Source organism: Butyrivibrio hungatei NK4A153 (genome assembly GCF_000424465.1).
Classification (GTDB): Bacteria; Bacillota; Clostridia; order Lachnospirales; family Lachnospiraceae; genus Butyrivibrio; species Butyrivibrio hungatei_A.
Genome location: NZ_KE384195.1, coordinates 187,896 through 214,648, shown reverse-complemented (window position 1 = coordinate 214,648; position 26,753 = coordinate 187,896). Strand labels below are relative to the sequence as shown.

The window sequence follows — 26,753 nt, the reverse complement described above, 5'->3', positions numbered from 1 at the left end:
TTTGAGGCTCACTGTTTGACATTCGGCTCGCGGGAAAGGGCGGCCTGTAAGTTTATGTTTTTTCGCAATCACTTCATCTCACATTTTTATGCGGTTCCAACCGTTTTTCTTTTATTGCGCATGTATCGACTAAACTCGCATCGGTTGCCTTTATCAGAATTGACATAGCCCGCATACGCGGGCGTATAAAAATAAACAAAGCCATCTCTGCAAGCTAAATAGTTTGCGAGAGTGGCTTTGCTTATTTTTATAGCTGCAAAGCAGCATATGTCAATTCTGATAAAGGCAACGGGCAGAGGCTACTCCGGGGGGCCACACAGAGCCTGCGGCCGGTCGCCGGTCAGCTGTGCTTTTTGGAATCGGCGATGGCCTGCTTAACCATTTTGGAGTAGTAGAAGGCTACGAAAAAAGATACTCCGTTGTCCATTGTGATGTGGAGGGGAGAGCTCTTTTTTACGTGGTTGATGTTTATGATGCCGTCGTTGGAGACGGGACAAATCTGAGGAAATATGGAGCATTGGTCGTAGAAATTGAAGACTGAACTAACGAAAGTGATAGTGCGACCGTCTGCGAGATATACAAGGAGGTTTTCACCTTTTCTTTTGGCACATACGATATCATCGCCTGATGCGTAGATGGTTTCCTCGTGATAGCGAAGCTCCAGTGTTGAAGGCGGTGCAATTCTTTCAGCTACGATCTTATCGACGAGAGTTGTGAGTTCGTCAATTTTGATAGGTTTGTCGAGAAAATATAGATTGTCTGCTTGGAGATTTTCATCCTGGGCGAGCTTACGATAATCAATAGAAGAGCAGCACAAAATAATAGGCTTGGTGATGCCGATGTCAAGTAGTGTTTTGACAATCGCAAAACCGTTTGTCTCATCTAAAGTCATATCTATGAAAAGAGCTTGATACATCTGTGGTCTGATCATAAAAGCTTCTTTGTTTCCGAAAGAATCTATGTAGACCTGTTCGCAGGATTCTTTTAGAACCCTTTCGGCCTGCCTTTTAAGCAGCCTTTCCGACTGTTTTCTGTCAGCGATGTTATCATCACATATTGCAAAATACATAATTACAAAACCTTTCGTCTTTTACAAAAATATTTTTTCCATATTATCATATAAAACTAAAATGTAATGGAGATAAACGTAAAAGAACAATAAAAAGAATCTGCACAAAGATAATAACCGGTATGCCGATCTTGAATGTCATGTGTTTGGTCTTATGCCTGAAAGTATACATTCCGATAAGTGTTCCGATACTTCCGCCTATTATTGAAAATGCAAAAAGGGTTGCCTCAGGAATGCGAAAGGCGTTTTTACGCGCCCTTCGCTTGTCATTTCCCATTAAGGCAAACCCTATAATGTTTACTGCTATGATATAAACGGTCAATAAAGAAAGTGAATCCATAAATTATTTGTTGTTGGCTACTTCCTGCATCTTCATGGCGCGAACCTTTGAAGAGAGACCGAAGAGGTTGATGAATCCCTCAGCATCGTGGTGGTCGTATAGGTCACCTGTCTTGAATGATGCGATGCTCTCGTTGTAGAGAGAGTAGGGTGACTTGGTACCTGCCTTGATGATGTTGCCCTTGTAGAGCTTGAATGTAACTTCACCGGTTACATACTTCTGAGTTGATTCGATAAATGCCTGCTCGGCTTCACGAAGAGGAGTAAACCATTTCCCTTCATATACTATGTCGGCAAACTTGTTGCCCATGTCTTTCTTCATTGTATAGGTATCACGGTCTAAAATCAACTCTTCGAGCTGCTGATGTGCTTCGTAAAGGATTGTTCCGCCGGGTGTCTCGTATACACCACGTGACTTCATGCCTACTACACGGTTCTCGACGATGTCAACGATACCGATACCGTTTTCGCCGCCAAGTTTGTTGAGTGTGCGGATGATGTCTGAAACCTTCATTTCCTTGCCGTTAACTGACTTGGGCACACCTGCCTCGAATGTCATTGTAACTGTTGTAGGAACATCGGGAGCATCTTCGGGAGTTTTGCCGAGCACAAGAAGATGCTTGTAATTGGGCTCAAGAGCGGGATCTTCGAGCTCAAGTCCCTCGTGTGATATATGCCAAAGGTTTCTGTCACGGCTGTAGCTTGAATCAGCTGAGAAAGGAAGGTTAATTCCGTGCTGTCTGCAGTATTCGATCTCTGACTCACGAGAATCCATTGTCCACTTGTCGTTTCTCCAAGCTGCAATGATCTTGATGTCGGGAGCAAGAGCCTTGATACCGAGCTCAAAACGAATCTGGTCGTTTCCTTTTCCTGTAGCACCGTGGCAGATAGCAACAGCGCCTTCTTTTCTTGCAACTTCAACGAGCTTCTTAGCGATAAGAGGACGAGCCATAGAAGTTCCGAGAAGGTACTTGTTCTCGTATACGGCATGAGCCTGAACGCAAGGAACTACGTATTCATCGCAGAACTCATCAACAACATCAAGGATGTAGAGCTTGCTTGCACCGCAGCTTACAGCTCTTTCTTCAAGTCCGTCAAGTTCTTCTTCCTGACCGCAGTCGATACAAACGCATACTACTTCGTAATCAAAATTCTCTTTAAGCCACGGAATGATAGCAGTTGTATCAAGTCCGCCTGAATAAGCCAAAATAACCTTTTCTTTTGCCATGTTATTCCCTTTCTTCCACGTAAAATGGTAACTTTATTTATTCGAATTTCTTAATTCCACTTACCATAATATACTCTCGGAAAAAATAAAATGCAACACTAAAATGAATAAATATTAAAAAAATCAACAAAAACTGCATAAATATTAAAAATGGGTTGCATAATTTTTTGGAGGGTGTATACTGAAAAAAGTTTATATGCCTAAATATTTATAATGAAAGTTCATTTAATGTAAAAACTGCGAGGTTGAATAAAAATGATTAAAGTCGGAATAATCGGTGCCACCGGATATGCAGGGGCAGAAATCGTAAGACTCATACAGGGACATCCCGAAGCTGAAGTTGTATGGTACGGCTCCAGAAGTTATGTGGATGAGAAGTACAGCAGTATATATGGAAACTTCTTTGATTTAGTAGATGCAAAATGTATGGATGACAATATGGAAGAACTTGCAAATCAAGTTGATGTCATCTTTACAGCAACTCCCCAGGGACTTTGCGCATCACTTGTTAATGAAGATATATTAAATAAGGTTAAGGTCATCGATCTTTCCGCTGATTTTAGATTAAAAGATGTTTCAGTATACGAAAAATGGTATAAAATAGAGCATAAAGCGCCACAGTTCATTGACGAAGCGGTTTACGGACTCTGTGAGATAAACAGGGATAAGATAAAGGGAGCGAGACTTATCGCAAATCCGGGATGTTATACGACATGCTCGATACTTACGGCATATCCTCTTGTAAAAGAAGGACTTATCGATCCGTCAACTCTTATAGTTGATGCACTCAGCGGTGTTTCGGGCGCAGGAAGAGGCGCAAAGGTTGCAAATCTCTACTGCGAAGTAAATGAGAGCTGCAAGCCTTACGGTGTCACAAGTCACAGACATACACCCGAGATCGAGGAACAGCTTAGCTACGCAGCGGGAAAAGATATAGTGATAAATTTCACACCTCACCTTGTTCCGATGAACAGAGGAATCCTTGCTACGGAATATGCTTCTCTTAAGGAAAAGAACGGTAAGCTTCCGACAGCTGAAGATATCAGGGCAGCATATGAAAAGTATTATAAGGATGAGTTCTTTATAAGACTTCTCGGAGACGGCGTTTGTCCTGAGACAAGATGGGTCGAAAACGCAAATTTCGTCGATATCGGATTTAAGATTGATGAGCGCACGGGAAGAGTGATCATGATGGGTGCGCTTGACAATATGGTTAAGGGAGCCGCAGGACAGGCTGTTCAGAATATGAACATTCTCTTTGGACTAAAAGAAACTACGGGACTTGAGTTTGCACCCAGCTTCCCGTAATAGAATACAGAAAGATAACAGGTGATATGAATGGTTCGTGCAATGACAATGGATGATTATGATGAAGTCTATGCTCTGTGGATGTCAATCCACGGCTTTGGAATAAGATCGATAGATGATTCCAGAGAGGGAATAGAGAGATTTATAAAAAGAAATCCGGGACTCAGCGCAGTTGACATAGAAGATAACAAGATAGTCGGCGCGATCCTTTGCGGACATGACGGCAGAAGAGCTTGTTTTTATCATGTTTGCGTGAGCGAAGAGTACAGAATGCACGGAATCGGTAAAAAGATGGTTCTTTTTTGCTACGAGGCACTTAAGAAAGAAAAGATCAACAAGGTGTGCTTAAATGCTTTTGTGACAAATACGGTCGGAAACAAGTTCTGGCAGAAGATGGGCTGGACACTTAGAGATGACATGAACTATTACGACCATGCTTTAAACGAAGAAAATCTTACAATCTTTAACAAATGATAATGGAGAAGAGATATGGAAGTTATTAAAGGCGGAGTTACGGCTGCAGAAGGTTTCAAGGCTGCAAGCTGCGAAGCAAACATCAAGTACAAAGACAGAACGGATATGGCTTTTGTTTATTCGGAAGCACCTTGCGTGTGTGCGGGAACTTTTACAAGTAATGTTGTAAAGGCTGCATGTGTTCAGTGGGACAAGCAGATAGTTGATTCGGGAAAGCCCATGCAGGCTGTTGTCATTAACTCGGGAATAGCCAATGCATGTACGGGAAAAGAGGGCTTTGATGCCTGCGAAGCTACGGCAAAAGCTGTAGAAAAGAGCCTCGGCGTGGACTACGAAACAGTTGCCGTTGCATCTACCGGAGTTATCGGAATGCAGCTTCCTGTAGATAAGCTTGTTGCCGGAGTTGAGAAAATGAGCAAGACTCTGGACGGAAGCATAGAAGCCGGAACCGATGCGTCAAAGGCAATAATGACAACCGATACCGTAAATAAGGAAGTAGCGGTTTCTTTTGAAATTGCGGGTAAAAAAGTGACTCTCGGCGGAATGAGCAAGGGCTCCGGAATGATCCATCCAAACATGTGCACGATGCTCGCATTTCTTACTACGGACGTTGTTATTGAAAAGAGTCTTTTGCAGGACGCGGTCAGCGAAGTTGTTTCAGATACGTTCAATATGATTACGGTTGACGGCGATACATCTACGAACGATACGCTTCTTTGCATGGCTAACGGCAAGGCCGGAAATGACGTTATAAAAGATAAGAATGATGACTATGAGACCTTTAAGAATGCTCTTTTCTATGTCTGCGAGTTCCTTGCCAGGAAGATGGCGGCAGACGGAGAGGGCGCGAGCAAGCTCTTTGAAGCAAAAGTTGTAAATGCAAAGACTAAGGAAGATGCGAGAACTCTTTCAAGAGCGATTGTAGGATCCAACCTTTCAAAAGCAGCAATCTTTGGCTGCGATGCGAATTTCGGAAGATTTTTATGCGCTATGGGATATTCGGGAGCGCAGTTTGATCAGAACGATGTTGAGCTCTTCTTTGAGAGCAAGGCCGGAAGAATTGAAGTGTTCCATAAGGGAACTCCGCTTGATTTCGACGAGGATGAAGCACTTAAGATCATGAAAGAAGAAACAGTCACGGTATTTGTGGATATGCACGAGGGAGATGCGCAGGCAACCGCGTGGGGATGTGACCTTACATACGATTATGTCAAGATAAATGCAGATTACAGGAGCTGAGAAAATGGATAAGGATATGCAGGATGTATTGAAAAAAGCGGAAGTACTTGTTGAGGCGCTTCCATATATTCAGAAATTCAACAGAAAGATCATAGTTGTTAAGTATGGCGGAAGTGCCATGAGCAACGAAGAACTCCAGAAGAATGTGATAACAGATGTTACGCTTCTTAAACTTGTAGGATTTAAGCCTATCATCGTTCACGGCGGCGGAAAGGCTATCAGCTCATGGGTTTCCAAGGTTGGAAAAGAAGCTGAGTTTGTAAACGGACTCAGAGTTACCGATGCAGAGACAATGGAAATTGCAGAGATGGTTCTTGGAAGAGTTAACAAGCAGCTTGTTACAATGGTTCAGGAACTTGGTGTTAAGGCTATCGGAATAAGCGGCAAGGATTCGGGACTTCTACATGTGAAAAAGAAGCTTTCGGACGGAAAAGACATCGGATATGTCGGAGAAGTTGATTCTGTAGATCCCAAGATTCTTTTTGACCTTCTTGATAATGACTATCTTCCTATCATTGCGCCCATAGGACTTGATGATAATTTTGATACATATAATATAAATGCGGATGATGCGGCTTGCGCGATCGCTAAGGCTGTAGGTGCCAATAAGCTTGCATTCCTTACAGATATCGAAGGCGTTTACAAGGATATCAAGGATCCTTCATCCTTTATTTCAAGACTTACATGTTCTGAGGCGGATGAACTTATCGCTTCCGGAAATATCGGCGGCGGAATGCTTCCCAAACTCAACAACTGTACCGATGCCATCAGAAAAGGTGTTAATAACGTACATATCCTTGATGGAAGGATTCCTCATTGCATCCTGCTTGAGATCTTTACCAAAAAAGGTGTAGGAACCATGTTCATGGCTGACGATGACGCACTCACGCAAAATAGTTAATCTACAAAAAGCGGATATTACCGGTATTTACAAAAAATGGCTTAATTAGCAGGGAGAAGCGAAAATGAGTGAGACAATGAAAAATTACATAGAAGAGGCCGAGAAGGCACTGCTTCATACATATAACCGTTATCAGATCGTCCTCGACAGAGGAGAGGGCGTATATCTTTATGATATAGACGGAAAAAAATATCTTGATTTTGTATCGGGAATCGCCGTATTTGCCCTTGGTTACAACTACAAGGACTACAATGACACACTTAAGGCGCAGATAGACAAGATTCTTCATACTTCAAATTATTATTACAATGTGCCTGCCATCGAAGCTGCAAAGAAGATAAAGAAAGCTTCGGGCATGGACAGGGTATTTTTTACAAACAGCGGAGCGGAAGCTGTTGAAGGAGCTCTTAAGGCTGCAAGAAAATATGCGTTTCTTAAGGACGGCAAGACGGATCATGAGATCATTGCCATGAATCACTCATTCCACGGAAGGACATTCGGAGCACTTTCCGTTACGGGCAATCCTCATTATCGTGAGGCGTTTGAGCCTATGATCGGAAATATTAAGTTTGCCGATTTCAATGATTTTGAAAGTGTTCTTTCATGCGTGACGGACAAGACATGTGCGATCATCATGGAGACTGTTCAGGGAGAGGGCGGTATATATCCTGCCACCGAAGAATTCCTTACCAAAGTAAGGGCACTTTGCGATGAAAAAGATATACTTCTTATTCTCGATGAGATTCAGTGCGGAATGGGAAGAACAGGCTCAATGTTCGCATGGCAGAAATTCGGAGTAAAGCCTGATATCATGACAACAGCAAAGGCTTTGGGATGCGGAGTTCCGGTCGGTGCATTCCTTATGACCGAAAAAGTTGGAGCAAATTCTCTTGTTGCCGGAGATCATGGAACAACTTACGGCGGTAACCCGCTTGCTTGCGCAGCTGTTAATAAAGTTCTTGATTTATTTAACAATGACAATATAATAGAAAATGTGAATAAAGTGGCACCTTATCTCGAAAAGAGACTTGATGAGCTAAAGGATCGCTACGATTTCATAGTGGACAGAAGAGGTTCAGGTTTTATGCAGGGTCTTGTATTTAACAGACCTGTTGCGGATGTGATCAATATGGCTCTTGAAAACGGACTTATCTTGATAAATGCCGGAGCCGAGATCATCAGATTTGTTCCTTCTCTTGTCATAACCAAAGAAAATGTTGACGAGATGATCGACATTTTGGACTCATGTTTGGGGAAGATATGAAATTTGAAACCAAAATTATTTCTATAGTTCTAATATTATGCATGCTGGCGGGCGTTTTTGTTAATGCCCGTTCAGATGAAAGCATATTTGAAGAATTTTCTTTTTTTTCAAATAAGACAACTCTGAGACTGTGGTACACGGATGATGCGATCACTCCATACCTTCAGAGTATGGCGATCAAGTTTTCCGAGAAAAACAGGAATGTTCGTGTTGAGCCTAAGCTTGTTTCGGGAATGGAATATCTCGAAGAAATAAACAAGGCATCTGTTGAAGACAAGAACTTTCCCGATATTTTTGTTACCACAAACGATACTCTTGAGAAAGTTTATTGTGCCGGCCTTGCGCTTGAAGCCGATAATTCAGAAGGCTTTTTTAACAAGGTTCTTTTCCCGAAAGCGGCGCTTGATTCCGTAACATACAAAGGTAAATATGTAGCTTATCCTTTCTACTTTGAGACCAGTGCTCTTGTATATAACAAGACATATCTTGAGAATTATGCAAAAGAGCAGATGGAAAAGAAAAAGCAGGAAGAAGAATCCGTAGAGCAGGAACCTGCGCTTGAAGAAAGCAATGAGAATGCCGGTGAGGGTGATTCTTCCGAAAATGCCGAGGATACCGAAAAGGCAAGCGAAGAGTCGAGTGAAGCTTCAAGTGAAGAGTCTTCGGATGAAGCCGGAGAGGAAAACAGCGGCGAAGGTGAAGAAGGAGAGGATTTAGAGGGTGAAGACGCCGAAGCTGAAGAGGTTCCGGAAGATGACGATTTCTCCACAGAAGCGGTTAACGAAGAAATCAATGATATTCTTTCTTCAGATTTCAAATCGATTCAGGATATCATCAATTTCTCACGTAAATACGAAGCTCCGGATAAGATCAAATCCATCTTGGAGTGGGATGTCAATGATATCTTTTATAACTATTTCTTCGTGGGCGCATATATGAATCTCGGTGGTGACGCCGGAGACAATATTAACGTAGAAAATATCGATCAGGATATAGCAATCTATAACGGTAACACTATCAGCTGTATGAAGGTTTATCAGCAGCTTAAGCAGTTCTTCGCTATTGATGCGAAAGAAATTTCTTATGATGATATGGCGACAAGATTCCTTAAGGGAGAAATCCTGTTCACCATTGCCACAACCGATATTTTCAAAAAGTATGACGAAATTAAGGTTGAAGATCCGTTGTCAATTACTGCCGATGGTGGTGAACTTTATGAGTTTGCCGTAGCTCCCGCTGTACCGGAGCTTCCCAACGGACTTAAGACAAGAACCATGTCTGTTACGAACTGTCTTGTTGTTAACGGATATTCGGAGCATCCGGATGTTGCGGAAGACTTTGCAAGAATGATCTGCATGGATGAAAAAGATGATATTTACAAAATGTCACATAAACTTGCAGCGCATTACGGAATTGATTACGGACACGACGGAATCAATAAGTTCGTAGATATTTATGCCGATTCGGTTTCCATGCCCAAGACTATTCAGACAAGTAATTTCTGGATGGAGCTTGAGATTGCTTTTGCGAAGATCTGGGATGATGAGGATGCGGATTGTAACGCCATACTTAAAGAATTGTCCGAGAGTATCAAAACTCAGGTAATGGGGCAGGAATATCATGATCAGGTTATCCAGGATCCGATTGATCAACCTATTACAGCCGGACTTTCCGAAGAAGGCGATTAACGAATGTTAAATTAGCTTGATAAATTACTTAATATATACTAGAATAAAGATTGCATGGCGGGGACCTCTGTAATGGAGGATACATGCAAAAAATCTTTTTAGTGTTGTTCGGTATAGTATGCATACTGACCGGATGCACTTCGACAAAGGCTGAAACAGAGCCTGTTATGAACAAGATGATAAGTGACGAAGGGGCAGAGGCTTATTCGGATGACAGTACCGGTGAGGAAAGCATCGGAAGTTCGGAAGAAATCAGTTCCCAAGTGCTTGTCGTATATGTATGTGGTGCAGTATCCGAACCCGGAGTATATGAGCTTTCTTTTGGAAGTAGGATAAATGACGCTGTTATTGCTGCCGGAGGATTTAGTGACGAGGCTGATACTACTTATGTCAATCTTGCAGCCGAAATATCCGATGGTGCTAAATTAAGAATTCCAACTCTCGAAGAGACGGAAGAGATTAAGGGAAAGGGCAATGTCTTGTCGGAAGATTTTAATTCTTTTGACAAAACCGGACATGATGTTGATGTAAAATCGGTTAACTGTGAATTGATTAATATTAATTCAGCTACCGAAGAGGAACTTAAGACTCTCCCGGGGATAGGCGATAGCATAGCGGCGAGAATTGTTAAGTACCGTCAACAGAATGGAAAATTCAATTCCATAGAAGATATAATGGAAATATCCGGTATTAAAGACAAGCTTTTTTCCAAGATAAAAGAATACATCACTGTATAACAAAATTATAGGAATGGGTGGATTATGAGTAAAAAAGTTTTGGTTGTTGATGACGAAAAGACAATTGTAAAAGGAATTAAGTTCAGCTTGGAGCAGGATGATTTCGTGGTTGACTGTGCTTACGATGGCGAAGAAGCCGTTGATATGGCTAAACACCATAAATACGACATCATTCTTCTTGATCTTATGTTACCTGTGATGTCAGGTCTTGATGCTTGTCAGCAGATCAGGGAATTTTCAAATGTTCCGATCATCATGCTTACAGCTAAGGGCGATGACATGGACAAGATTCTTGGTCTTGAAAACGGCGCGGACGATTATATCACAAAGCCATTCAATATTTTGGAAGTTAAGGCCAGGATTAAGGCAATAATCAGAAGATCAGCAAAGGCTACTCTTGATGATAAGTGCCTTCAGTTTGGTGATCTTAAGATTTATCAGGAGTACAGAAGAGTATTTATTAATGATAAAGAAATCGATGTAACAGTTCGTGAGTATGAGCTTTTGGAATATCTTGCGGTACATGCCGGAAAGCCTTATACAAGAGACATGCTTATGGATGTTGTTTGGAATAAGGATTGGGACTTCAAGGGCGATGCAAGAACTGTAGACGTACATATCAGAAGACTTCGTGAGAAGCTTGAGGCTAATCCGAGCGAGCCACAGTACATCAGAACAAAGTGGGGAAGTGGATATTATTTCCAGGCATAATCCACAGCTAAAAATATGAAACGTTATATTGGTGTGATTTTAAGTTTTTTTAAACAATTAAAGATCAGTAACCTATTAAAAAGTCTAAGAGCACGATTTTTCATAATTGTATTTCTGACAGGATTATTTTCATGCGTTATAATGCATATTCTGATCCTTCAAAGTTATGAAGATCGTGCTGTCAATGTCAATTCAAAAGGCGTTCAGACACAGCTGAGAATTTTGGCTAATCACCTTATTACGAATGAGTACTTTACAAATACATCATCGGAAGTCGTAAATGCGGAGCTGGATATGCTGACTACCATTTACGACGGACGTGTGATGGTTATTAATAATGAGCTTAAAGTTATTAAGGACACTTACAATATCAACGAAGGTAAGACTATTATCTCCGAAGAAGTTGTAAACTGTCTTAAAAAGGGCTCAAAAGGGGCGGTTTCCAGATATAACCATGATGATGGTTTTATCGAGGTAGTTACCCCTATTATTCAGGCGCCTATTATTCAGGAAGGTGATATATCGGATAAGAATGAGCCTACGGAGGTTGTTAGAGGAGTTATCCTTACGAGTGTGTCGACAGACTCGATTGAGGCGACTCTTGAGGTTCTTAGCAGAAGAGCTACAACCATTGAGGTCATCATTATTCTGGTTATATTCGTCTATGCTGCGGTTGTATCTGCAGCGTTGTTACAGCCATTTGACAGAATTACGGCTGCGATTGATGACGTTAAGGCTGGATATACCGATGAGCCTATTATCGGGCCTAACTTCCTTGAAACGGAGCAGATCATCAAAGCTTTCAATGCGTTGCTTAAGCGAATGAAGGTTCTTGACGATTCGCGTCAGGAGTTTGTTTCCAACGTGTCGCATGAGCTTAAGACGCCTATCACTTCAATGAAGGTTTTGGCGGATTCTCTTTTGGCACAGGACAATGTTCCGAATGAAGTCTATAAAGATTTCATGGTGGATATTGTAAGTGAGATAGACAGAGAGGATAAGATAATCAACGATCTTCTTTCTCTTGTTAAGATGGATAAAACAGCAGCGGACCTTAATATCACAAGCGTTGATGTTGTCGAGCTTGTTGAGATAGTCTGCAAGAGATTAAGACCTATTGCTGTTAAACATAACATTGAGCTTACACTTGAGAGTAAGCGTGCAGTAACGGCAGAGATAGATGAAGTAAAAATATCGCTTGTTGTTATGAATCTTGTTGAAAATGCGATAAAATACAACAAGGATAAAGGTCAGGTTAAGGTTGAAGTTGATGCCGACCAGCAGTTCTTTGTTGTAAAGGTTATGGATACCGGTATGGGTATTCCGAAGGAATCGCTCGATCATATTTATGAGAGATTTTACCGAGTTGAGAAGTCAAGATCGAGACAGATCGGCGGTACGGGACTTGGACTTGCAATCGTACGAAATGCGATCCTTATGCATAGAGGAACTATCGATGTAGACAGTGAAGTGGATAAGGGAACAACCTTTACCGTTAAGATACCGCTTATTTACACAAATCAGAAGTAAGAGAGATATGTTATGAGAACCAGCTGCTTTATGAAAAATAGAATATTGTTTTGTGCAGCAAGCATACTTACATCCGTTTTTCTGGTTTCATGCGGCGAAAAAAAGATCGAAGCAGACAATAAGATAAATGTTTACTACGTGAAAACGGATGAGACAAGTATTGTGCCGGTTGAGTACGAACTTAAGACAGATCCCACAAAGGATATGTACGGTGCGATAACAGAGCTTGTCCAGAAGCTTGAGGAGAGTCCGGGAAAGAGCCTGTATGAGGCTCCCATATCCGGCGATGAATCCGGAGAGAAGCCCAACGAAAAAAATGGTGATGTGGTCGGAGATGCCTGGCTTAATAGATACACTTACGTAAATAATGTTCTTAAGCTTGAGTTCGGTGCTCAGTACGATAAGCTTGGAATAACCAAAGAGGTTCTTACCAGAGCTGCGATAGTACGTACATTTACACAGCTTGAAGGTATAGATTATGTATATTTTTGTGTGGGTAAAAAAGAGGCTGTTCGTATGAATTCCGAAGGCGATGCCGATTCGGCAACAGACGATCCATATGAGCCCGCACCTTTAAAAGACCATTCGGGAAATGCTATAGGTCCTATGAAAGGTGAGGATTTTATCTACAATGTTGACAGCGAAATTAATAAAAATAAGAAAAAGGAAATCACGCTGTATTTTGCAAACAAGGCAGGAGATAAACTTAAGCGTGTATACAGATATGTTGTATATAACAGCAATATTTCCGAGGAAAAATTAAGGATTGAACAGCTTATAAACGGTCCTAACACAAATGATGCCTTTCCTACGATCAATAAGGATACCAAGATCAACAGTGTTAATATCAAGGACAAGGTTTGCTTTATTGATTTTGATTCATCCTTCCTTACTCAGTCCAATAATGTCACGGTGCAGGTTGCGCTTTATTCTATAGTAAATACTGCAACTGAGCTTCCGGATGTAGACAGAGTGGTTATTTCGGTTGACGGAGATTCTTCGTTTACCTTTATGGATTATAATATTTCCGGTGCATACGAAAAGAATACCGATATTATTTCAAAATAAGGAGTTTTATATAAGTGAAAAGACCGTTGTGTCCGGTTGCACTGGTCATTACGGCGATTGTCTTTATTTATCTTAGAATTTCTTTTACGAATTATTTATATGAATTACCTGATCGTCAAGATGGGGAAACGGGCTTGGTTACCGGCGTTGTGGCAAGGAAAGAAGCCCGTCCCGATCAGTCAGGTGAAAGTCTTTATGTTATTTATGTGGTTCCACAGAATATCTCAATCGGAAAAATGAAATATGTAATGTGCAGTTTAAAAGAGGGAGATGTTTATGTCCCTTCTGTCGGCGAGCACGTTAAGATACGAGGGAAATTTACGTCGTTTAAGAAAGTAAGAAATCCCGGAGGATTTGACAGTCGCTTGTACTATGCGACCTTGAAGATTGCTTTTAAATTATATAATGCTGAAATTACGGAGACGGACGGAAGAGAGGATGTTCTTCGGGAGAGACTTTATGATCTCAAGATGCTTTTGGAAAAGAATCTTGACCGGAATCCTGTGCTCAGTGATGACGATTCGGCCGTGTTAAAGGCTATGATCCTGGGCGATAAGGCCTTTATGGATGATGATATAAAGGATATGTATAAAAACAGTGGGATAATGCATATTCTTGCCGTTAGCGGACTTCATATATCCATAATCGGAATGGGACTTTATAAAGCGCTTCGAAAGTGCAAGATTAAGCCGGTATTTTATACGGTGATTCCGATAGCTGTAATGTATCTGTATGGGGAGATGTGCGGTGTCGGATCGTCTTCTTTCAGGGCGATATGTATGTTTACAATAAGGTTGCTTGCTCCGTTCCTTGGGAGAACATATGATATTTTATCGGGACTTGCTATAGCCGAGATTCTGCTGGTTCTTGATTGTCCGCTCTATTTATATAACAGCGGATTTTTATTTTCTTTTTGTGCTGTCATAGGCGTTACGGTCGTAAGACCGGCTCTTGAAAAGCTTTTTGAGAAAAGAGAGAGCGGAAAGCTTAAGTTTTCAGGCGATGATGATAATGTCTTTCACAAAATGAATCAGGCAATCTGTTCGGGGCTTATTCTTGGTTTTTCTATCATGATTTCCACTTTACCGATATATATGTTGTATTATTTCACATATCCACTGTTTTCTTTAATATCAAATATGATAATAATTCCGCTTGTAAGTGTGCTGATGGTCATGGGGATTTTCTGCCTTTTTACAGCAGGTGTTCCGGGAACGGTTCCTGGAATCATTGCGCACTTGATACTTCTTTTTTACAAAGGCGTATGCGGAGTTCAGATTGATTTTCCGGGGAATACTCTATACATAGGTCATGCGGGCGAAATTAAAATCGCATGTTATTGTATGATTGCAGGACTGGCGCTCTTTTTCCAAAAAGGCAGAATTAGAAACATTCATATATCATCGAATATGGAAAAAAACATAAGGCGGGCTTTGATAGCAATAGCTGTCGCTGTTTTGATATACAGCCCCAAACCTGAGCTGATGATATCTACACTTTATGTCGGGCAGGGCGACGGCATCGTGATCGAAGACGGAAGAGAGCGGATTCTCATAGACGGTGGAAGTACGTCGGAAAAGAAAGTCGGAAGGTATTCGATAATCCCTTATCTTAAGTACAGAGCAATCGGAAGTCTTGACGCGGCGATTGTTACGCATGAAGATAACGACCATATTTCGGGCCTTTTTGAAATAATGGATGATATGGAAAAAGGCGGGATAAGGATAAAGAGACTGATTCTTCCCGATGTTTCGGAAAAATCGAGAGGAGATAATTACCGAGAACTTGAGAAGAGAGCAGCGGGGCTTGGCATTCCTGTTTCTTATATTTCGACAGGAGAGGAGATTACCGTGGGAAAATCAAAGTTTTTGTGCATAAATCCCGATAAAGGAATGACTACGGATGGCGCGAATGCTTATTCTACAGTTCTTTTGATGAGCAGAGGGGAGTTTAAAGCTCTTTTTACCGGAGATGTGGAGGAGGAAGGGCAGGAGAATATCAAGGAGACCATAAGAAACAATCCACAGATTTTTAAGAATGTAACTTTGCTGAAAGTTGCTCATCACGGGTCTAAATATACGACTGATGCAGAATTTCTTGAGCTTATAAATCCGAAGATAGCAGTCATAAGCTGCGGGGAAAACAATACCTACGGTCATCCGCATAAGGAGACGCTTGAGAGGCTTGAGAATATCGGTGCGGAAGTATACAGGACTGACGAATCGGGGGCTGTCATTATAAACGTAAGAGACGGTGTGTTGGAAACAAAGAAATTTCTGAATGAAAAATAGAGCATCTGAAATGATATATTCGGGTGAGTTTTTGGCGCATTTGTGGTAACATATTGAATGGAGTGTGATTATTTATGGCAGTTAAGACATCAGATTTTCCGGTGAAGCAGAGACAGATAAATGAAGATATAGCAAGCGGGAATTTTAAGCCTTGCTATCTTTTGTACGGCGATGAGGCTTATCTGAGGCTCCAGAACAAGGATAAACTTGTTAAGGCCATGGGGGTAGACGCTTCTTCAATGAATTTCACCAGATACGAGGGTGATGGCTGCAATCCGGCTGAGATAATCGATATGGCTGAGACAATGCCCTTTTTATCCGATAAGAGAGTGATACTTATCGAGAACAGCGGATTTTTCAAGAACGGTTGTCCTGAACTTGCGGATTATCTTAAGAAACCGTCGGAGACAACCTACTTTATTTTTGTTGAGAAGGAAGTAGACAAGAGAAAAGACATTTATAAAGCTGCATCTAAGCTTGGACTTGATATCAGCTGCGATGAGCAGAGCGAAGATACCTTGAGAAGGTGGATCGCAGGTAAACTCAAAGCTGAGGGAAAAACAATCTCTCCACGTGCCCTTGCACTGTTTTTGGGACGCGTCGGAACAGATATGTCAAATATAAGTACCGAGATAGAAAAGCTTGTCTGCTACTGCATAGACAGAAATGAGATCACGGATGAAGATGTGGAGACTGTATGTGCGAACTGGCTTACAGGCCGTATCTTTGCAATGACGGATGCAATCGTAGAGAGAAAGAGGACTGTGGCGATAAATCTTTACTACGATCTTCTTGCGCTTAAGGAACCACCCGCAAAGATACTTGCTCTAATAACAAGGCAGTTTAATTTAATGCTCCAGATAAAAGAGATGACCCAAAATCACAAGGACAAAGCGCAGATTGCAAGTGCCGTGGGGTTGGCACCGTTCCTTGTCGGTAAATACGTGGGATGGGCAGGCAATTACACAATTGAAGAGCTGAGAGATGCGCTTGAACTGTGTGCTTCAAATGATGAAGCTGTTAAGACCGGAAAGCTTGATTATATTATCAGTGTTGAGATGGTCATAATAGGTTGCACCCGCGATCAAAAAGTTAAATGATATTTGAAAAAGAACGATTTTGGGCTTATACTAAACATTGTTTACGCTTATAGGGAGGTAGATTTTTTTGGAAAGACCGGTACCAAAACCACAGGAGTTATACAGACATTTTAAGGGGAAAATGTATCAGATAGTCACTATTGCAATTCATTCCGAGACAAGGGAAGAAATGGTGGTCTATCAGGCATTATATGGGGACTATTCGGTTTATTGCAGACCTCTTTCAATGTTCATGTCGGAAGTCGACAGGGAGAAATATCCTGATGTTGAACAGAGATTTCGCTTTGAAAAGGTTGATAGAGCTGAAAAAGCTGATACGGACGATTCTGTAGAAGTCACAAAAACCACAAAAACCGAAAATGAAGTAGATAACGAGATTAGTGAGGCAGGAAAGATGAGTGATGAGAAAAAAGTAACTTCAGCACCGAAGTTTAAAGTAGATACTTCTTACGAACGCTCTGAAGTTATGGAGAAGAGCATTGATGATGAGGCGCGCGATCTTAACCTTGATCCGCTTGTGATAAAATTTTTGGACGCAGACCTTGCTTCCGAAAAGAATGATATTTTGTGTAAGCTTCATCCGATAATTACTAACGATATGATTGATATAATGGCGATGTCGGTTGGCGTTGTTATTAACGAGGGGGATGTAGACGGCAGATACAACGATCTTAGAAACTGCCTGACAACGATGGAAAAATATGAAAGTACCAGATTAAGGAGTTAAATATAGTATGAAATTACTTTCAGTTGCGATTCCCTGCTACAATTCAGAAGGGTACATGGCTAAATGCATAGAGTCGCTGCTTGTTGGCGGTGAGGATGTAGAAATTTTAGTCGTTGATGACGGATCAAAGGATAGAACAGCGGAGATAGCCGATGAATATGCGGCAAAATATCCCACGATCGTAAAAGCAATCCATAAGCCCAACGGCGGACACGGCAGTGCCGTAAATGCCGGACTTGAGAATGCTACAGGTCTTTTCTTCAAGGTAGTTGATTCGGATGACTGGGTAAAAGAGATTGCCTACAGAAAAATATTGTCGACACTTGCAGATCTTGCGGGCGGAGATACTCAGCTTGATCTTTTGATCAGCAATTTTGTATATAACAAAGTGGGCGAGAAGAGACATAAGGTTATGCGCTACAACACGATGTTTCCTGTTGAAGAGCTCTTTTCATGGAAAGACATAAAGAGAACTCCCAAGGGACATTATCTTCTCATGCATTCTGTAATATTCAGGACGAAGCTTTTAAAGCAGTGCGGATTAAAGCTCCCTGAGCACACATTCTATGTAGATAATATTTATGTGTTCAATCCGCTTCCTTTTGTAAAGACGATGTACTACCTCGATGTTAATTTCTATTATTATTACATCGGGCGTGAGGACCAGTCGGTTAACCAGAAGATCATGCTTTCGCGTATCGATCAGCAGATCAGGGTAAATAAGCTCATGATTGATTATTACGTTGAGAATATCGGAATGATCAAGTCGCAGCCTGAGAGATACAGATATATGTTTAATTATCTGGAGATTATTACAGCTATTTCTTCGGTGCTTCTTATTACTGAGGATACGCCCGAAAATCTTGCCAAGAGAAAAGATCTTTTAAACTACATCAAGGACAAGAATTACTGGTTATATGTAAGAATCAGATACAGTATTGAAGGCACATATATTTATTTGCCGGGAAAAGGCGGCAGAAAGATAACTTTGGCCGGATATAAATTATTGCAGAAAATTTTTCACTTTAATTAATATCGATAAAGTGATAAAGTAGTTTGAGATGCAGAAATAGCAAATACACCTATGAGGAAATTATGAAAGATATATTCGAAAGACTTGTTGGAAAAAAGCCTGACAAGGGCTATTTAAAGAATGTATTCGGAATGGCAATGCCGCTTCTTATGTATGGTGCTTTGTATATTACCTGGTTCTCAATAATAGAGAAACACAGATTTTCACACTATGCCGTTATACATACGGCGCTTGATGACAGGATTCCATTTATAGAAGCGTTTATTGTTCCGTATTATTTATGGTTCTTTTACGTATCACTTACGCTGGTTTTCTTTATACTGACGTTGGAAGTGGAGGATTATTACAAGAACTTCTTTTTCCTGACTACGGGAATGACATTGTTCCTTGTAATATCGACTCTTTTTCCGAATGTACAGCACTTAAGGCCGGCTGTTATGCCAAGGGATAATATTTTTACCGCGCTTGTGCAGATCATATACAGCAAAGATACGTCGGCAAACCTTTGGCCGAGTATTCATGTATATAACTCAATCGGAACCATGATTGCTGTCCGAAAAAGTAAGAAATTTAATAAGAGATTAAAGATTTCAAGTGACATTTTAGGAACACTTATTATTCTTTCAACCATGTTCGTGAAGCAGCATTCGGTTTATGATGTTGCGACCGCGATCTTGATGGCTGTTATCTTCTATATTTTCTATTACCGTACATCGGCAATGGAGAATTTCTGCAGAAGAAAAGAAGAGAAGCTTGCTTTCAGATACAATTGAATAAGATAGCACAATTATAATGATAAAAAGCTCTGTCTCAGGTCATGAGACGGAGCTTTTGTTTTAAACATTCCAATGTGATGTCATCTGATTTCACCGAAACTTCGCCGTCGGTATGTACCCACATGGGAAGCATGGTCTTGATTCTTATTCTGGATGTTCTGTATTTGTAAACGCCTTTAAAGTAGTAGTGAAGACCAAAGAATGAGAACGGAAGAGCAAGCATCATTTTTGCCCTCTTCATATCGCCCACAATGCATAGGTCAAATTTGCCGTCGGTCAGACTTGCCTTCGGGGCAAAATTAAATCCGCCGCCTTCGTAGCGGTGTATCATTGATGCGATAAATAAGAAGTGTGACAAATGTATCTGTTTGCCGTTTTCAAATTCAATATCGCACGGTATCTTATCTGCTTTTATCAGCTGTTTTATTGCGATTATTCCGTAGGTCAGCTTTCCGAGTCCCATTTTATTAAGGAAATTCTTTGTTCCCGATGAGAGGGCTTCTTCGCATACCGCTGCGTCAAATCCTATTCCCGAGCTTACGCCGAAATATCTGACCTTGTCAGGTGTTGTCTTACATAATCTGGATATCGGTTTTGTCATTGAACCGTAGGTGAGTTTTCCTATATCGAGGGTTCTTATGACTTTGCCGTCTATTATGCGCTCAAGAAGATCGTCGTATTCTTTCGGATAGCTAAGATCCCTTGAGAAATCATTACTTGAACCGAGAGGCACGTAGCCGACAATTACTTTTTCAAAATCGGTTATTCCGTTTATTGCTTCGTTGAGCGTTCCGTCGCCTCCAAGGACGATAACTTTTATTGGATAGTCTTCTTCGCTTGCAGATGTGATGAACTGTGACATCAGTTTCGATGCGTGTCCGGGACCTTCCGTGAAGACAGGAGTGTATTCGATTCCCGCAGAAATAAATTTATATTCAAGGCCGGTCCAAATGTCTTTTCCCTTTCCGGATCTTGCTGATGGGTTGATTATACAGTAATACATATGCGTCCTCTGTTAAAAAAATAATTAATCCCCAACATTATAGCATTTTTTTCATATATATGGTACGATATGCAAGATGTTGCTTTAACACATTAAATTGTCGAATTTAACCAATTATTTCGGAGGAGTTGAAATGTATTCATTGGATGAAGTCAGAAAGATTGACCCTGAGATCGCTTCATTGATTGAGGCGGAAGTCGAGCGCCAGAATAATCATATCGAGCTTATCGCATCGGAGAACTGGACCAGCAAGGCTGTTATGTCTGCAATGGGAAGCCCGCTTACAAATAAATATGCTGAAGGATTGCCGGGAAAAAGATATTACGGCGGATGTCACGTAGTTGATGAAGTTGAGAAGATCGCCATCGAGAGAGCAAAAGAGCTCTTCCATTGCGATTATGCAAATGTTCAGCCTCATTCAGGTGCACAGGCTAATCTGGCTGTTCAGTTTGCACTTTTGCAGCCCGGTGATACCATCATGGGTATGAATCTCAGCCAGGGCGGACATCTTACTCACGGAAGCCCGGCTAACATTTCAGGAACATATTTCAAGGTAGTTCCTTACGGAGTTGATGATAACGGAGTGCTTGACTACGAAGAGATGTACAAACTCGCCGTAGAGCACAAGCCCAAGCTTATTATTGCAGGTGCATCTGCATACTGCAGAACAATAGATTTCAAGAAGTTCAGAGAAGCTGCTGACGCATGCGGAGCAATCCTCATGGTTGATATGGCACACATTGCAGGTCTTGTTGCTGCAGGTGTTCATCCCAGTCCTTTCCCTTATGCGGATGTTGTTACAACAACAACTCATAAGACACTCAGAGGACCCAGAGGAGGACTTATCCTTTGGAATCAGTCTGCTCAGGACAAGTTCAAAATCAACAAGGCTGTATTCCCCGGAATCCAGGGCGGCCCTCTTGAGCATGTTATCGCAGCTAAGGCTGTTTGCTTCAAGGAAGCTCTTTCTCCTGAATTTACAGAGTATGCAAAGAACGTTGTTGCAAATGCAAAGGCTCTTTGCGACGGCCTTATGAAGAGAGGCGTTAAGATCGTATCAGGCGGTACAGACAACCACCTTATGCTTGTCGACCTCACAAACTTCGGCCTTACAGGTAAGGAAGTTGAGGCATGGCTTGATGATGCTCATATCACAGCCAACAAGAATACTATCCCTAATGAGCAGCAGTCTCCTTTTGTTACAAGCGGAATCCGTCTCGGAACTCCTGCCGTAACAACAAGAGGAATGAACACAGAAGATATGGATCAGATTGCTGAAGCCATCGCCGTTGTTATCAAGAACAAGGGTGAGAAGAATGATGAAGCACGTGCTATCATCAAGAAGCTCACAGATAAGTATCCGCTTGACTAATACTTTGAAATAATATTTGAAACCCATGCAGTCTTTTGGGGGCAGCATGGGTTTGTTTTTTCGATTTTCTTTTATGATATTAAGGCTGACTCAAAAATGTAAACTTAATTTATAGCTTAACAAAAAATGTAGTCAGATTAAGTTAATGCGTCTTGAAAAATATATTAAGTTAACACATTGTTTAACAAATATTTGTAAAATTTCGTAAAAAAAACCCCTTTACAACGGCAAAAACTCATGTAATAATAAAGCCTGGATATTTTAAATGTGAATAAAAAGCAAACGCGCAAACAACATATTCACAACATATAAAACATAGGATTTGAAAGCAGATTATTTGTACTCGAAAAGGAAAGAGTCCTATAAATTCAGTTAGCTACTTGGAAACGAGTTAGCATATTTATTCTATTTATGCCACAAGGAGGATAAAATTATGGCAAACCAGATTAGAATTACACCTGCCCAGATGAGAGAGAGAGCAGGCCAGTACCGCACAGAGGCTGATACAGTAAACGGAGTCATCTCAAAGATGGACAGCTTACTTGGACAGCTTCAGTCTGAGTGGGAAGGTGCTGCAAGCGAGTCATACGCAGCACGTTATGAGGAGCTTAAGCCCGGATTTATTAAGGCTGAAGAGCTTATCAGAGAGATCGCATCTGCACTTGATTCTACAGCTACAATCGTAGAAGAGACAGATAACGATATTGCTTCTCAGTTCCGTGGATAACATGGAAACCTTAATTCAGGTTACAACGGGTTTTCTGTTGTAACCTGATTTTGCTATATTCATGAGATTTTTTGTTTTTAATGAGTTGATTTATGTGATTTTTTTCAAAGATTATATAAATGAACTTATTATTACGGGGGATAAATAAAATTTAAAATATAGGGAGAGTGAGAAAATGGCAGGTCTATCACCGGAAATTAAAATTGATTATGAGGAGCTTGAAAATTTCAAAGTATCAGTTATTGCTAAGGGAAGCATTTTAGGCATGAATTTTAACGAAGGGAAAAAGGATGTTAAAAGTACGATAGTTGCAAATAAAAATGCTCATAGTGCGATTGATAGGGAAAAGTATATTCGAATAAAAAAACAGGACAAGACATCCAAAGAAAGTGAAAACATTGCAATTATGAGGCAAAGCTTTATAGATGCTGATGAAGCGGCTAAGCAGGGAATTCAAACGACATTTCAGTATGTTGTACCGTCGAACCCTGCGAATGGAACTTCAGGACAGCTTTCTCCAAAATATCAGTATACAGCACCGTCGAGTTCTGCGAATGGAACTTCAAGTAATTCAAATGGGACTCCATAAACAGACTGTAATCTAACGTGCAGTGTATAGTAAATAATATCGGAACAGAGGAGTAAAAAATGGTAGAGAGTGATTTCTTGGATATGAATCAACTGAATATTCAGTGCGATGAATCAATAAGTAAGTTATCAGACAGTAATGTAAAATTAAATGGTATAAGAGATGTATATAAATCAGCTAATAAGCTTGTATGCAAGGGAAACGCAGGGGATAATTTTTTTAAATTTTGCGAAGCGATTGTAATACTTATCGGTGCGATAATAACAGCAAATGATAGCGATATTGTAGACAATAAAACTCTTAAATCCTTCCTTACAGAAGGGCTTGTTTTGGACGGAAGAGTAATCCTGCCAAGTAAAAGGCGAGCAGCAGAAAACGAGCGTAGGGAGCGTGAAGCAGCTGATGAGTGTGAAAGTAGATCACATGGAGTTTCGCCGGAAGAAAAGCATTATTGGAGACATGAATATCGTTGTCATAAACAGGCTGCCGATAGCTATCGCAGAGAGAAGGAGTTTTGGGAATCTCGTGAAAGGAAGTTTGATGAGATAAACAATGCAACGACAAATTTGTTTTTGGATAGCGAATCATACAGAAATGCTGCCGATAAAGGAATGGATTCTTTGCCTACAGATTTTGTTGAGAAAACAGGCCCTTTTGTGCTTAAAGACTCATGGAAGGCCGGGTTTGAAAACTTATACAATGATGTTTCTATTGCAGATAAGTGCAAAGAAAGATGGAAAGATGAAAACGGCGCATACAATCTTGAGGCTTTGAAAGAAGTATTGAACACTCAAGCCACCGAAATATCTGCAACTGAAGCGGAGACTTTTGCTGCGGTTCTTGAAGAACTGCATCCTGATGCTCAAAAGCAACTTGTTGGAAAAGTAGTTAAAGGAAAGATTGACGGCAAAGGATTGGTTCAGAGTATCATTGGATCAGTCGGACCGATTGGAAAGACGTTTAATGATATAGTTAATATGGTCATTTCCGGCGATGATATGAAAGCCAGAACAAAAGCAGGCTATAAGTTTATGAAAGACTTTGAAACTACAGCCGCAAATTGGACTGGAACAGCAGTATTTACTTCTGGACTTGAAAAAAATAAAGATAATATATTTGCTGATGCGAATAAAACGCTTTATACAAAATTTGAGAAGGGAAGTTTTATAAAATCAATTTCACAAGAAGGTGATGATTTAGTAAATGTAAGTGGTGCTGAAATAGCAAGAAGATCATTAAAGTCTGATCTTGACTCGTATTTATTTAAAAGTGTTGGACAAGCTCGCCAAAAAGCTGTTATTTCTGCAATACAAAATGATTTATCTGATGATGCAATGGAAATGTTAGCAGATGAAGCGGAGGCAGCCGCAAGGGTGAAAAATTTCAAGGCCGGAGTGAAATGGCTTGGAGTAGTTGCTGACATTGCGTTTAGTGCCGTGGATAATGTTGCAGAACAGAAGTTGGCACGTCAGTCCGGTATAGAGATGTCAAACGAAAGAGTTGCCGCTGAGACAGTAATTGAAACGGCAACGGATACATTTTTAACATTTGCAACAACAGCATTTACAGGAGCAGTAGTTGCAACAGTGATTGGTTCAGCAGCGCCGGCTATTGCGGTTACTGCACTCAGTGCTGCTGCTGTATGGGGATTAAATGAAGGTTTCAAGTATTTTACAGGAAAAGATGTTGGAGAGAATGTTGCAGACTTGCTGTGTGATAGTGCTGCACTCAGATAACTGTTTTGAAAGTAAAGAGTGAACTTTTAATCTATTTCGTATAATGGTTTTATAACGAGCTTTTGGTGAAAAAAATTATTAAGGAAAGATAGAGGGCAAATATGTTTATAGTTACTGCATCAATGATAATAGCTTGGGAATTAATAGTTGTTATGTCTGCTTATATATACCATGTTATTCCACTTAAAAATTATTCAAGAACTATTACAAGAGTGCAAATAATATTATCTTCGTGTTCTGTTATGCTTGGGGCTTTTGCTTATTTTTACGTGAAGATTAATTATAATTCAGGAATGTTTGATGGAAGTAAATGGGATGAGAAAGGAATTTTGATTATACTTTTTTTGCTTTTTTTGTGCTTTCTCATGTCAATATTACGATTCTTTTTTAATAGAAAAGCTTCGCAAAATAGAGAAGAAACATTTATATTTAAAGCTGGAGATTATCGAATAGTAAAAGATTTAGATTTGATGATGGGTGATTATTTTTTTATGCCAAATGTGAAGGCATATTGTGAATTTGAAGGTGGAAAAATTGTTTTTACAGGAAGTGTACCGGAGCAGGATGTCGATTGTAATTTTACATGCAGAATGGTTAAAGACGGAATATATGAATGTTTGTCATATGAAATCTTAAATAAAGATATAAAAGTTAGGCTTGCACAAATAATTCAGATTGTTTTCTTTATACTGATTGCTGTGGATTTTGCTTTGGCAATGATTTGGTTATCACAGGCACCGGAACTCAATATTGATCTTATAGGGAGGTTGACTTCTTTTTTGAGTTTGAGTTTATTCGGAATTGGTGGATTAAAATTGTTTAAAGGTGCTAAAGGCATAGGTGCAATATTGATGAAAATAACGGGGTATTTGATAATTCTTGCAGGAATTTTCAGTTTTATCAAATAAGGTGAGGTAAGAAATGGACATTAAAGTAAAAGATTTACTGCCAATCGGCAGTGTAATATGGCTCAGGGATTCAAAGCATCCGCTTATGATTTTTGGAGTTAAGCAGCAGAACCTTGAGACTAAGCAGGAATATGATTACATAGGAGTTCTTTATCCTGAAGGAAATCTTGGCGGAGAATCACAGTTTATGTTCATGCATAAGGATATCGAAAAGGTGTTGTTTCGCGGATTTGAAGACGAGAGTAGGACAGAGTTCATTGAGAAACTGTCTGAGTTCTACGGAGAGTAATATTTTGTATAAAGGGCATTAATAAAAAATAATGCTATGTGGTAAAAGGTATGTTTATAGTAACTGCATCAATGATAATAGCATGGGAATTAATAGTGATTATGTTTGCGTATATATACCACATTATTCCATTAAAAAACTACTCGGAAAATATACCAAAAATTATGTTGCTTCTATCAGCATGTTCAGTTATAGCCGGATTAGTTGCTTTATTTTATTTGAAAACACATTATAGTTTGGGTATTTTTAATGCAAGTAAGTGGGATGAGTCTACTATTACAATTGTTATGGGTATTCCGTTTCTGTTTTTTCTTATAGCGTTGTTTGGAAATATTTATAGAAAAAACCATGTATTGCCTAAAGAAGAGACATTCTTTTTAAAAGCAGAAGAGTACAAAATAGTGAAAGATTTTGACTTGATGATGGGCGATTATATGTATATGCCAAATGTAAAATCTTATTGCGAGTTTAGTGGTGGAAAAATTATGTTTTCAGCAAATGTACCTGTGCATGAAGCTGATTGTGCATTTACATGCAGAAAGGTAAAAGACGGGATATATGAATGTCTTTCATTTGAGATGTCATCTGATGCAGATAGAAAAATTGATTTTTCACGAATTTTTAGGATCTCTTTTTGTGTTCTGGC

At 40.3% G+C, this 26,753-nt stretch carries 26 protein-coding genes; 22 read left to right on the top strand and 4 right to left on the bottom strand.

Annotation, left to right across the window (positions count from 1 at the left end; all coding sequences use genetic code 11):
- Positions 1 to 340: 340 nt before the first annotated feature.
- The 3 genes from G628_RS0112870 to G628_RS0112860 are packed head-to-tail and all read right to left on the bottom strand — an operon-like array spanning position 341 to position 2,636.
- Positions 341 to 1,069, bottom strand: coding sequence for a response regulator (locus G628_RS0112870; protein ID WP_027209310.1), 729 nt, complete (start codon positions 1,067 to 1,069; stop codon positions 341 to 343).
- Positions 1,070 to 1,115: 46 nt separating this feature from the next.
- Entirely contained in the window at positions 1,116 to 1,409 is a 294-nt protein-coding gene (locus G628_RS0112865; RefSeq protein ID WP_026654350.1) for a DUF1294 domain-containing protein, read from the bottom strand.
- A 3-nt stretch (positions 1,410 to 1,412) separates the two neighbouring features.
- On the bottom strand, positions 1,413 to 2,636 hold the full coding sequence (locus tag G628_RS0112860) for an argininosuccinate synthase (protein ID WP_026513111.1): 1,224 nt from the start codon (positions 2,634 to 2,636) through the stop codon (positions 1,413 to 1,415).
- Positions 2,637 to 2,891: 255 nt separating this feature from the next.
- Between G628_RS0112860 and argC the strand changes: the two genes are divergently transcribed.
- From argC to G628_RS0112785, 15 genes are all read left to right on the top strand, one after another.
- Positions 2,892 to 3,944: an N-acetyl-gamma-glutamyl-phosphate reductase gene (argC, locus tag G628_RS0112855; RefSeq protein ID WP_026654351.1), complete on the top strand. Its 1,053-nt coding sequence runs from the start codon at positions 2,892 to 2,894 to the stop codon at positions 3,942 to 3,944.
- Positions 3,945 to 3,974: 30 nt separating this feature from the next.
- On the top strand, positions 3,975 to 4,418 hold the full coding sequence (locus G628_RS0112850) for a GNAT family N-acetyltransferase (protein WP_026654352.1): 444 nt from the start codon (positions 3,975 to 3,977) through the stop codon (positions 4,416 to 4,418).
- A gap of 15 nt (positions 4,419 to 4,433) precedes the next feature.
- Positions 4,434 to 5,657, top strand: coding sequence for a bifunctional glutamate N-acetyltransferase/amino-acid acetyltransferase ArgJ (argJ, locus tag G628_RS0112845; protein WP_026654353.1), 1,224 nt, complete (start codon positions 4,434 to 4,436; stop codon positions 5,655 to 5,657).
- Between the two features lie 4 nt (positions 5,658 to 5,661).
- A complete protein-coding gene (gene argB, locus G628_RS0112840) occupies positions 5,662 to 6,558 on the top strand; it encodes an acetylglutamate kinase (RefSeq protein ID WP_026666935.1) in 897 nt (298 codons plus the stop codon).
- A gap of 64 nt (positions 6,559 to 6,622) precedes the next feature.
- Positions 6,623 to 7,822 carry an aspartate aminotransferase family protein gene (locus G628_RS0112835; protein WP_242827229.1) on the top strand — a complete coding sequence of 400 codons (1,200 nt, stop codon included), beginning with the start codon at positions 6,623 to 6,625 and terminating at the stop codon, positions 7,820 to 7,822.
- Positions 7,819 to 9,510 carry a hypothetical protein gene (locus G628_RS0112830; RefSeq protein WP_026666936.1) on the top strand — a complete coding sequence of 564 codons (1,692 nt, stop codon included), beginning with the start codon at positions 7,819 to 7,821 and terminating at the stop codon, positions 9,508 to 9,510. Before G628_RS0112835 ends, G628_RS0112830 begins: the two co-directional genes overlap by 4 nt.
- An 83-nt stretch (positions 9,511 to 9,593) precedes the next feature.
- Positions 9,594 to 10,247, top strand: a complete 654-nt coding sequence (locus G628_RS17455; protein WP_051199202.1) for a helix-hairpin-helix domain-containing protein — start codon at positions 9,594 to 9,596, stop codon at positions 10,245 to 10,247.
- Positions 10,248 to 10,271: 24 nt separating this feature from the next.
- The gene (locus G628_RS0112820; protein ID WP_026654359.1) at positions 10,272 to 10,958 is read left to right on the top strand and encodes a response regulator transcription factor; all 687 of its coding nucleotides are present in this window, start codon (positions 10,272 to 10,274) and stop codon (positions 10,956 to 10,958) included.
- Positions 10,959 to 11,099: 141 nt separating this feature from the next.
- Positions 11,100 to 12,488, top strand: a complete 1,389-nt coding sequence (locus tag G628_RS0112815; protein ID WP_330365501.1) for a sensor histidine kinase — start codon at positions 11,100 to 11,102, stop codon at positions 12,486 to 12,488.
- Positions 12,489 to 12,518: 30 nt separating this feature from the next.
- Entirely contained in the window at positions 12,519 to 13,556 is a 1,038-nt protein-coding gene (locus G628_RS0112810) for a GerMN domain-containing protein (RefSeq protein ID WP_196803766.1), read from the top strand.
- 14 nt (positions 13,557 to 13,570) lie between these two features.
- Positions 13,571 to 15,847, top strand: coding sequence for a DNA internalization-related competence protein ComEC/Rec2 (locus G628_RS0112805; protein WP_081670722.1), 2,277 nt, complete (start codon positions 13,571 to 13,573; stop codon positions 15,845 to 15,847).
- Between the two features lie 74 nt (positions 15,848 to 15,921).
- Positions 15,922 to 16,947, top strand: coding sequence for a DNA polymerase III subunit delta (gene holA, locus G628_RS0112800; protein WP_051199201.1), 1,026 nt, complete (start codon positions 15,922 to 15,924; stop codon positions 16,945 to 16,947).
- Between the two features lie 121 nt (positions 16,948 to 17,068).
- Entirely contained in the window at positions 17,069 to 17,674 is a 606-nt protein-coding gene (locus tag G628_RS0112795; protein WP_081670730.1) for a DUF1653 domain-containing protein, read from the top strand.
- A gap of 7 nt (positions 17,675 to 17,681) precedes the next feature.
- The gene (locus G628_RS0112790; protein ID WP_027209306.1) at positions 17,682 to 18,707 is read left to right on the top strand and encodes a glycosyltransferase family 2 protein; all 1,026 of its coding nucleotides are present in this window, start codon (positions 17,682 to 17,684) and stop codon (positions 18,705 to 18,707) included.
- 62 nt (positions 18,708 to 18,769) lie between these two features.
- Positions 18,770 to 19,480, top strand: a complete 711-nt coding sequence (locus G628_RS0112785; RefSeq protein WP_026666943.1) for a phosphatase PAP2 family protein — start codon at positions 18,770 to 18,772, stop codon at positions 19,478 to 19,480.
- 37 nt (positions 19,481 to 19,517) lie between these two features.
- On the opposite strand, the gene G628_RS0112780 is transcribed toward G628_RS0112785, so the two are convergent.
- A complete protein-coding gene (locus tag G628_RS0112780; protein WP_026654367.1) occupies positions 19,518 to 20,486 on the bottom strand; it encodes a diacylglycerol/lipid kinase family protein in 969 nt (322 codons plus the stop codon).
- A gap of 133 nt (positions 20,487 to 20,619) precedes the next feature.
- On the opposite strand from G628_RS0112780, the gene glyA reads away from it, so the two are divergent.
- The 7 genes from glyA to G628_RS19015 all read left to right on the top strand — a co-directional run.
- Complete coding sequence (gene glyA, locus G628_RS0112775) at positions 20,620 to 21,858, top strand: serine hydroxymethyltransferase (RefSeq protein WP_027209305.1); 1,239 nt, start codon at positions 20,620 to 20,622, stop codon at positions 21,856 to 21,858.
- 433 nt (positions 21,859 to 22,291) lie between these two features.
- Positions 22,292 to 22,585, top strand: a complete 294-nt coding sequence (locus G628_RS0112770; RefSeq protein WP_026654369.1) for a WXG100 family type VII secretion target — start codon at positions 22,292 to 22,294, stop codon at positions 22,583 to 22,585.
- Between the two features lie 175 nt (positions 22,586 to 22,760).
- Entirely contained in the window at positions 22,761 to 23,174 is a 414-nt protein-coding gene (locus G628_RS0112765) for a TIGR04197 family type VII secretion effector (RefSeq protein ID WP_027209304.1), read from the top strand.
- A gap of 59 nt (positions 23,175 to 23,233) precedes the next feature.
- Positions 23,234 to 24,910, top strand: coding sequence for a hypothetical protein (locus G628_RS0112760; RefSeq protein WP_027209303.1), 1,677 nt, complete (start codon positions 23,234 to 23,236; stop codon positions 24,908 to 24,910).
- A 101-nt stretch (positions 24,911 to 25,011) separates the two neighbouring features.
- Entirely contained in the window at positions 25,012 to 25,818 is an 807-nt protein-coding gene (locus G628_RS0112755; RefSeq protein WP_027209302.1) for a hypothetical protein, read from the top strand.
- A gap of 13 nt (positions 25,819 to 25,831) precedes the next feature.
- On the top strand, positions 25,832 to 26,107 hold the full coding sequence (locus tag G628_RS0112750; protein WP_196803765.1) for a DUF4176 domain-containing protein: 276 nt from the start codon (positions 25,832 to 25,834) through the stop codon (positions 26,105 to 26,107).
- A gap of 50 nt (positions 26,108 to 26,157) precedes the next feature.
- Positions 26,158 to 26,753, top strand: a 596-nt coding sequence (locus G628_RS19015; RefSeq protein ID WP_034500936.1) for a hypothetical protein, incomplete at its 3' end; no start/stop codon positions are given.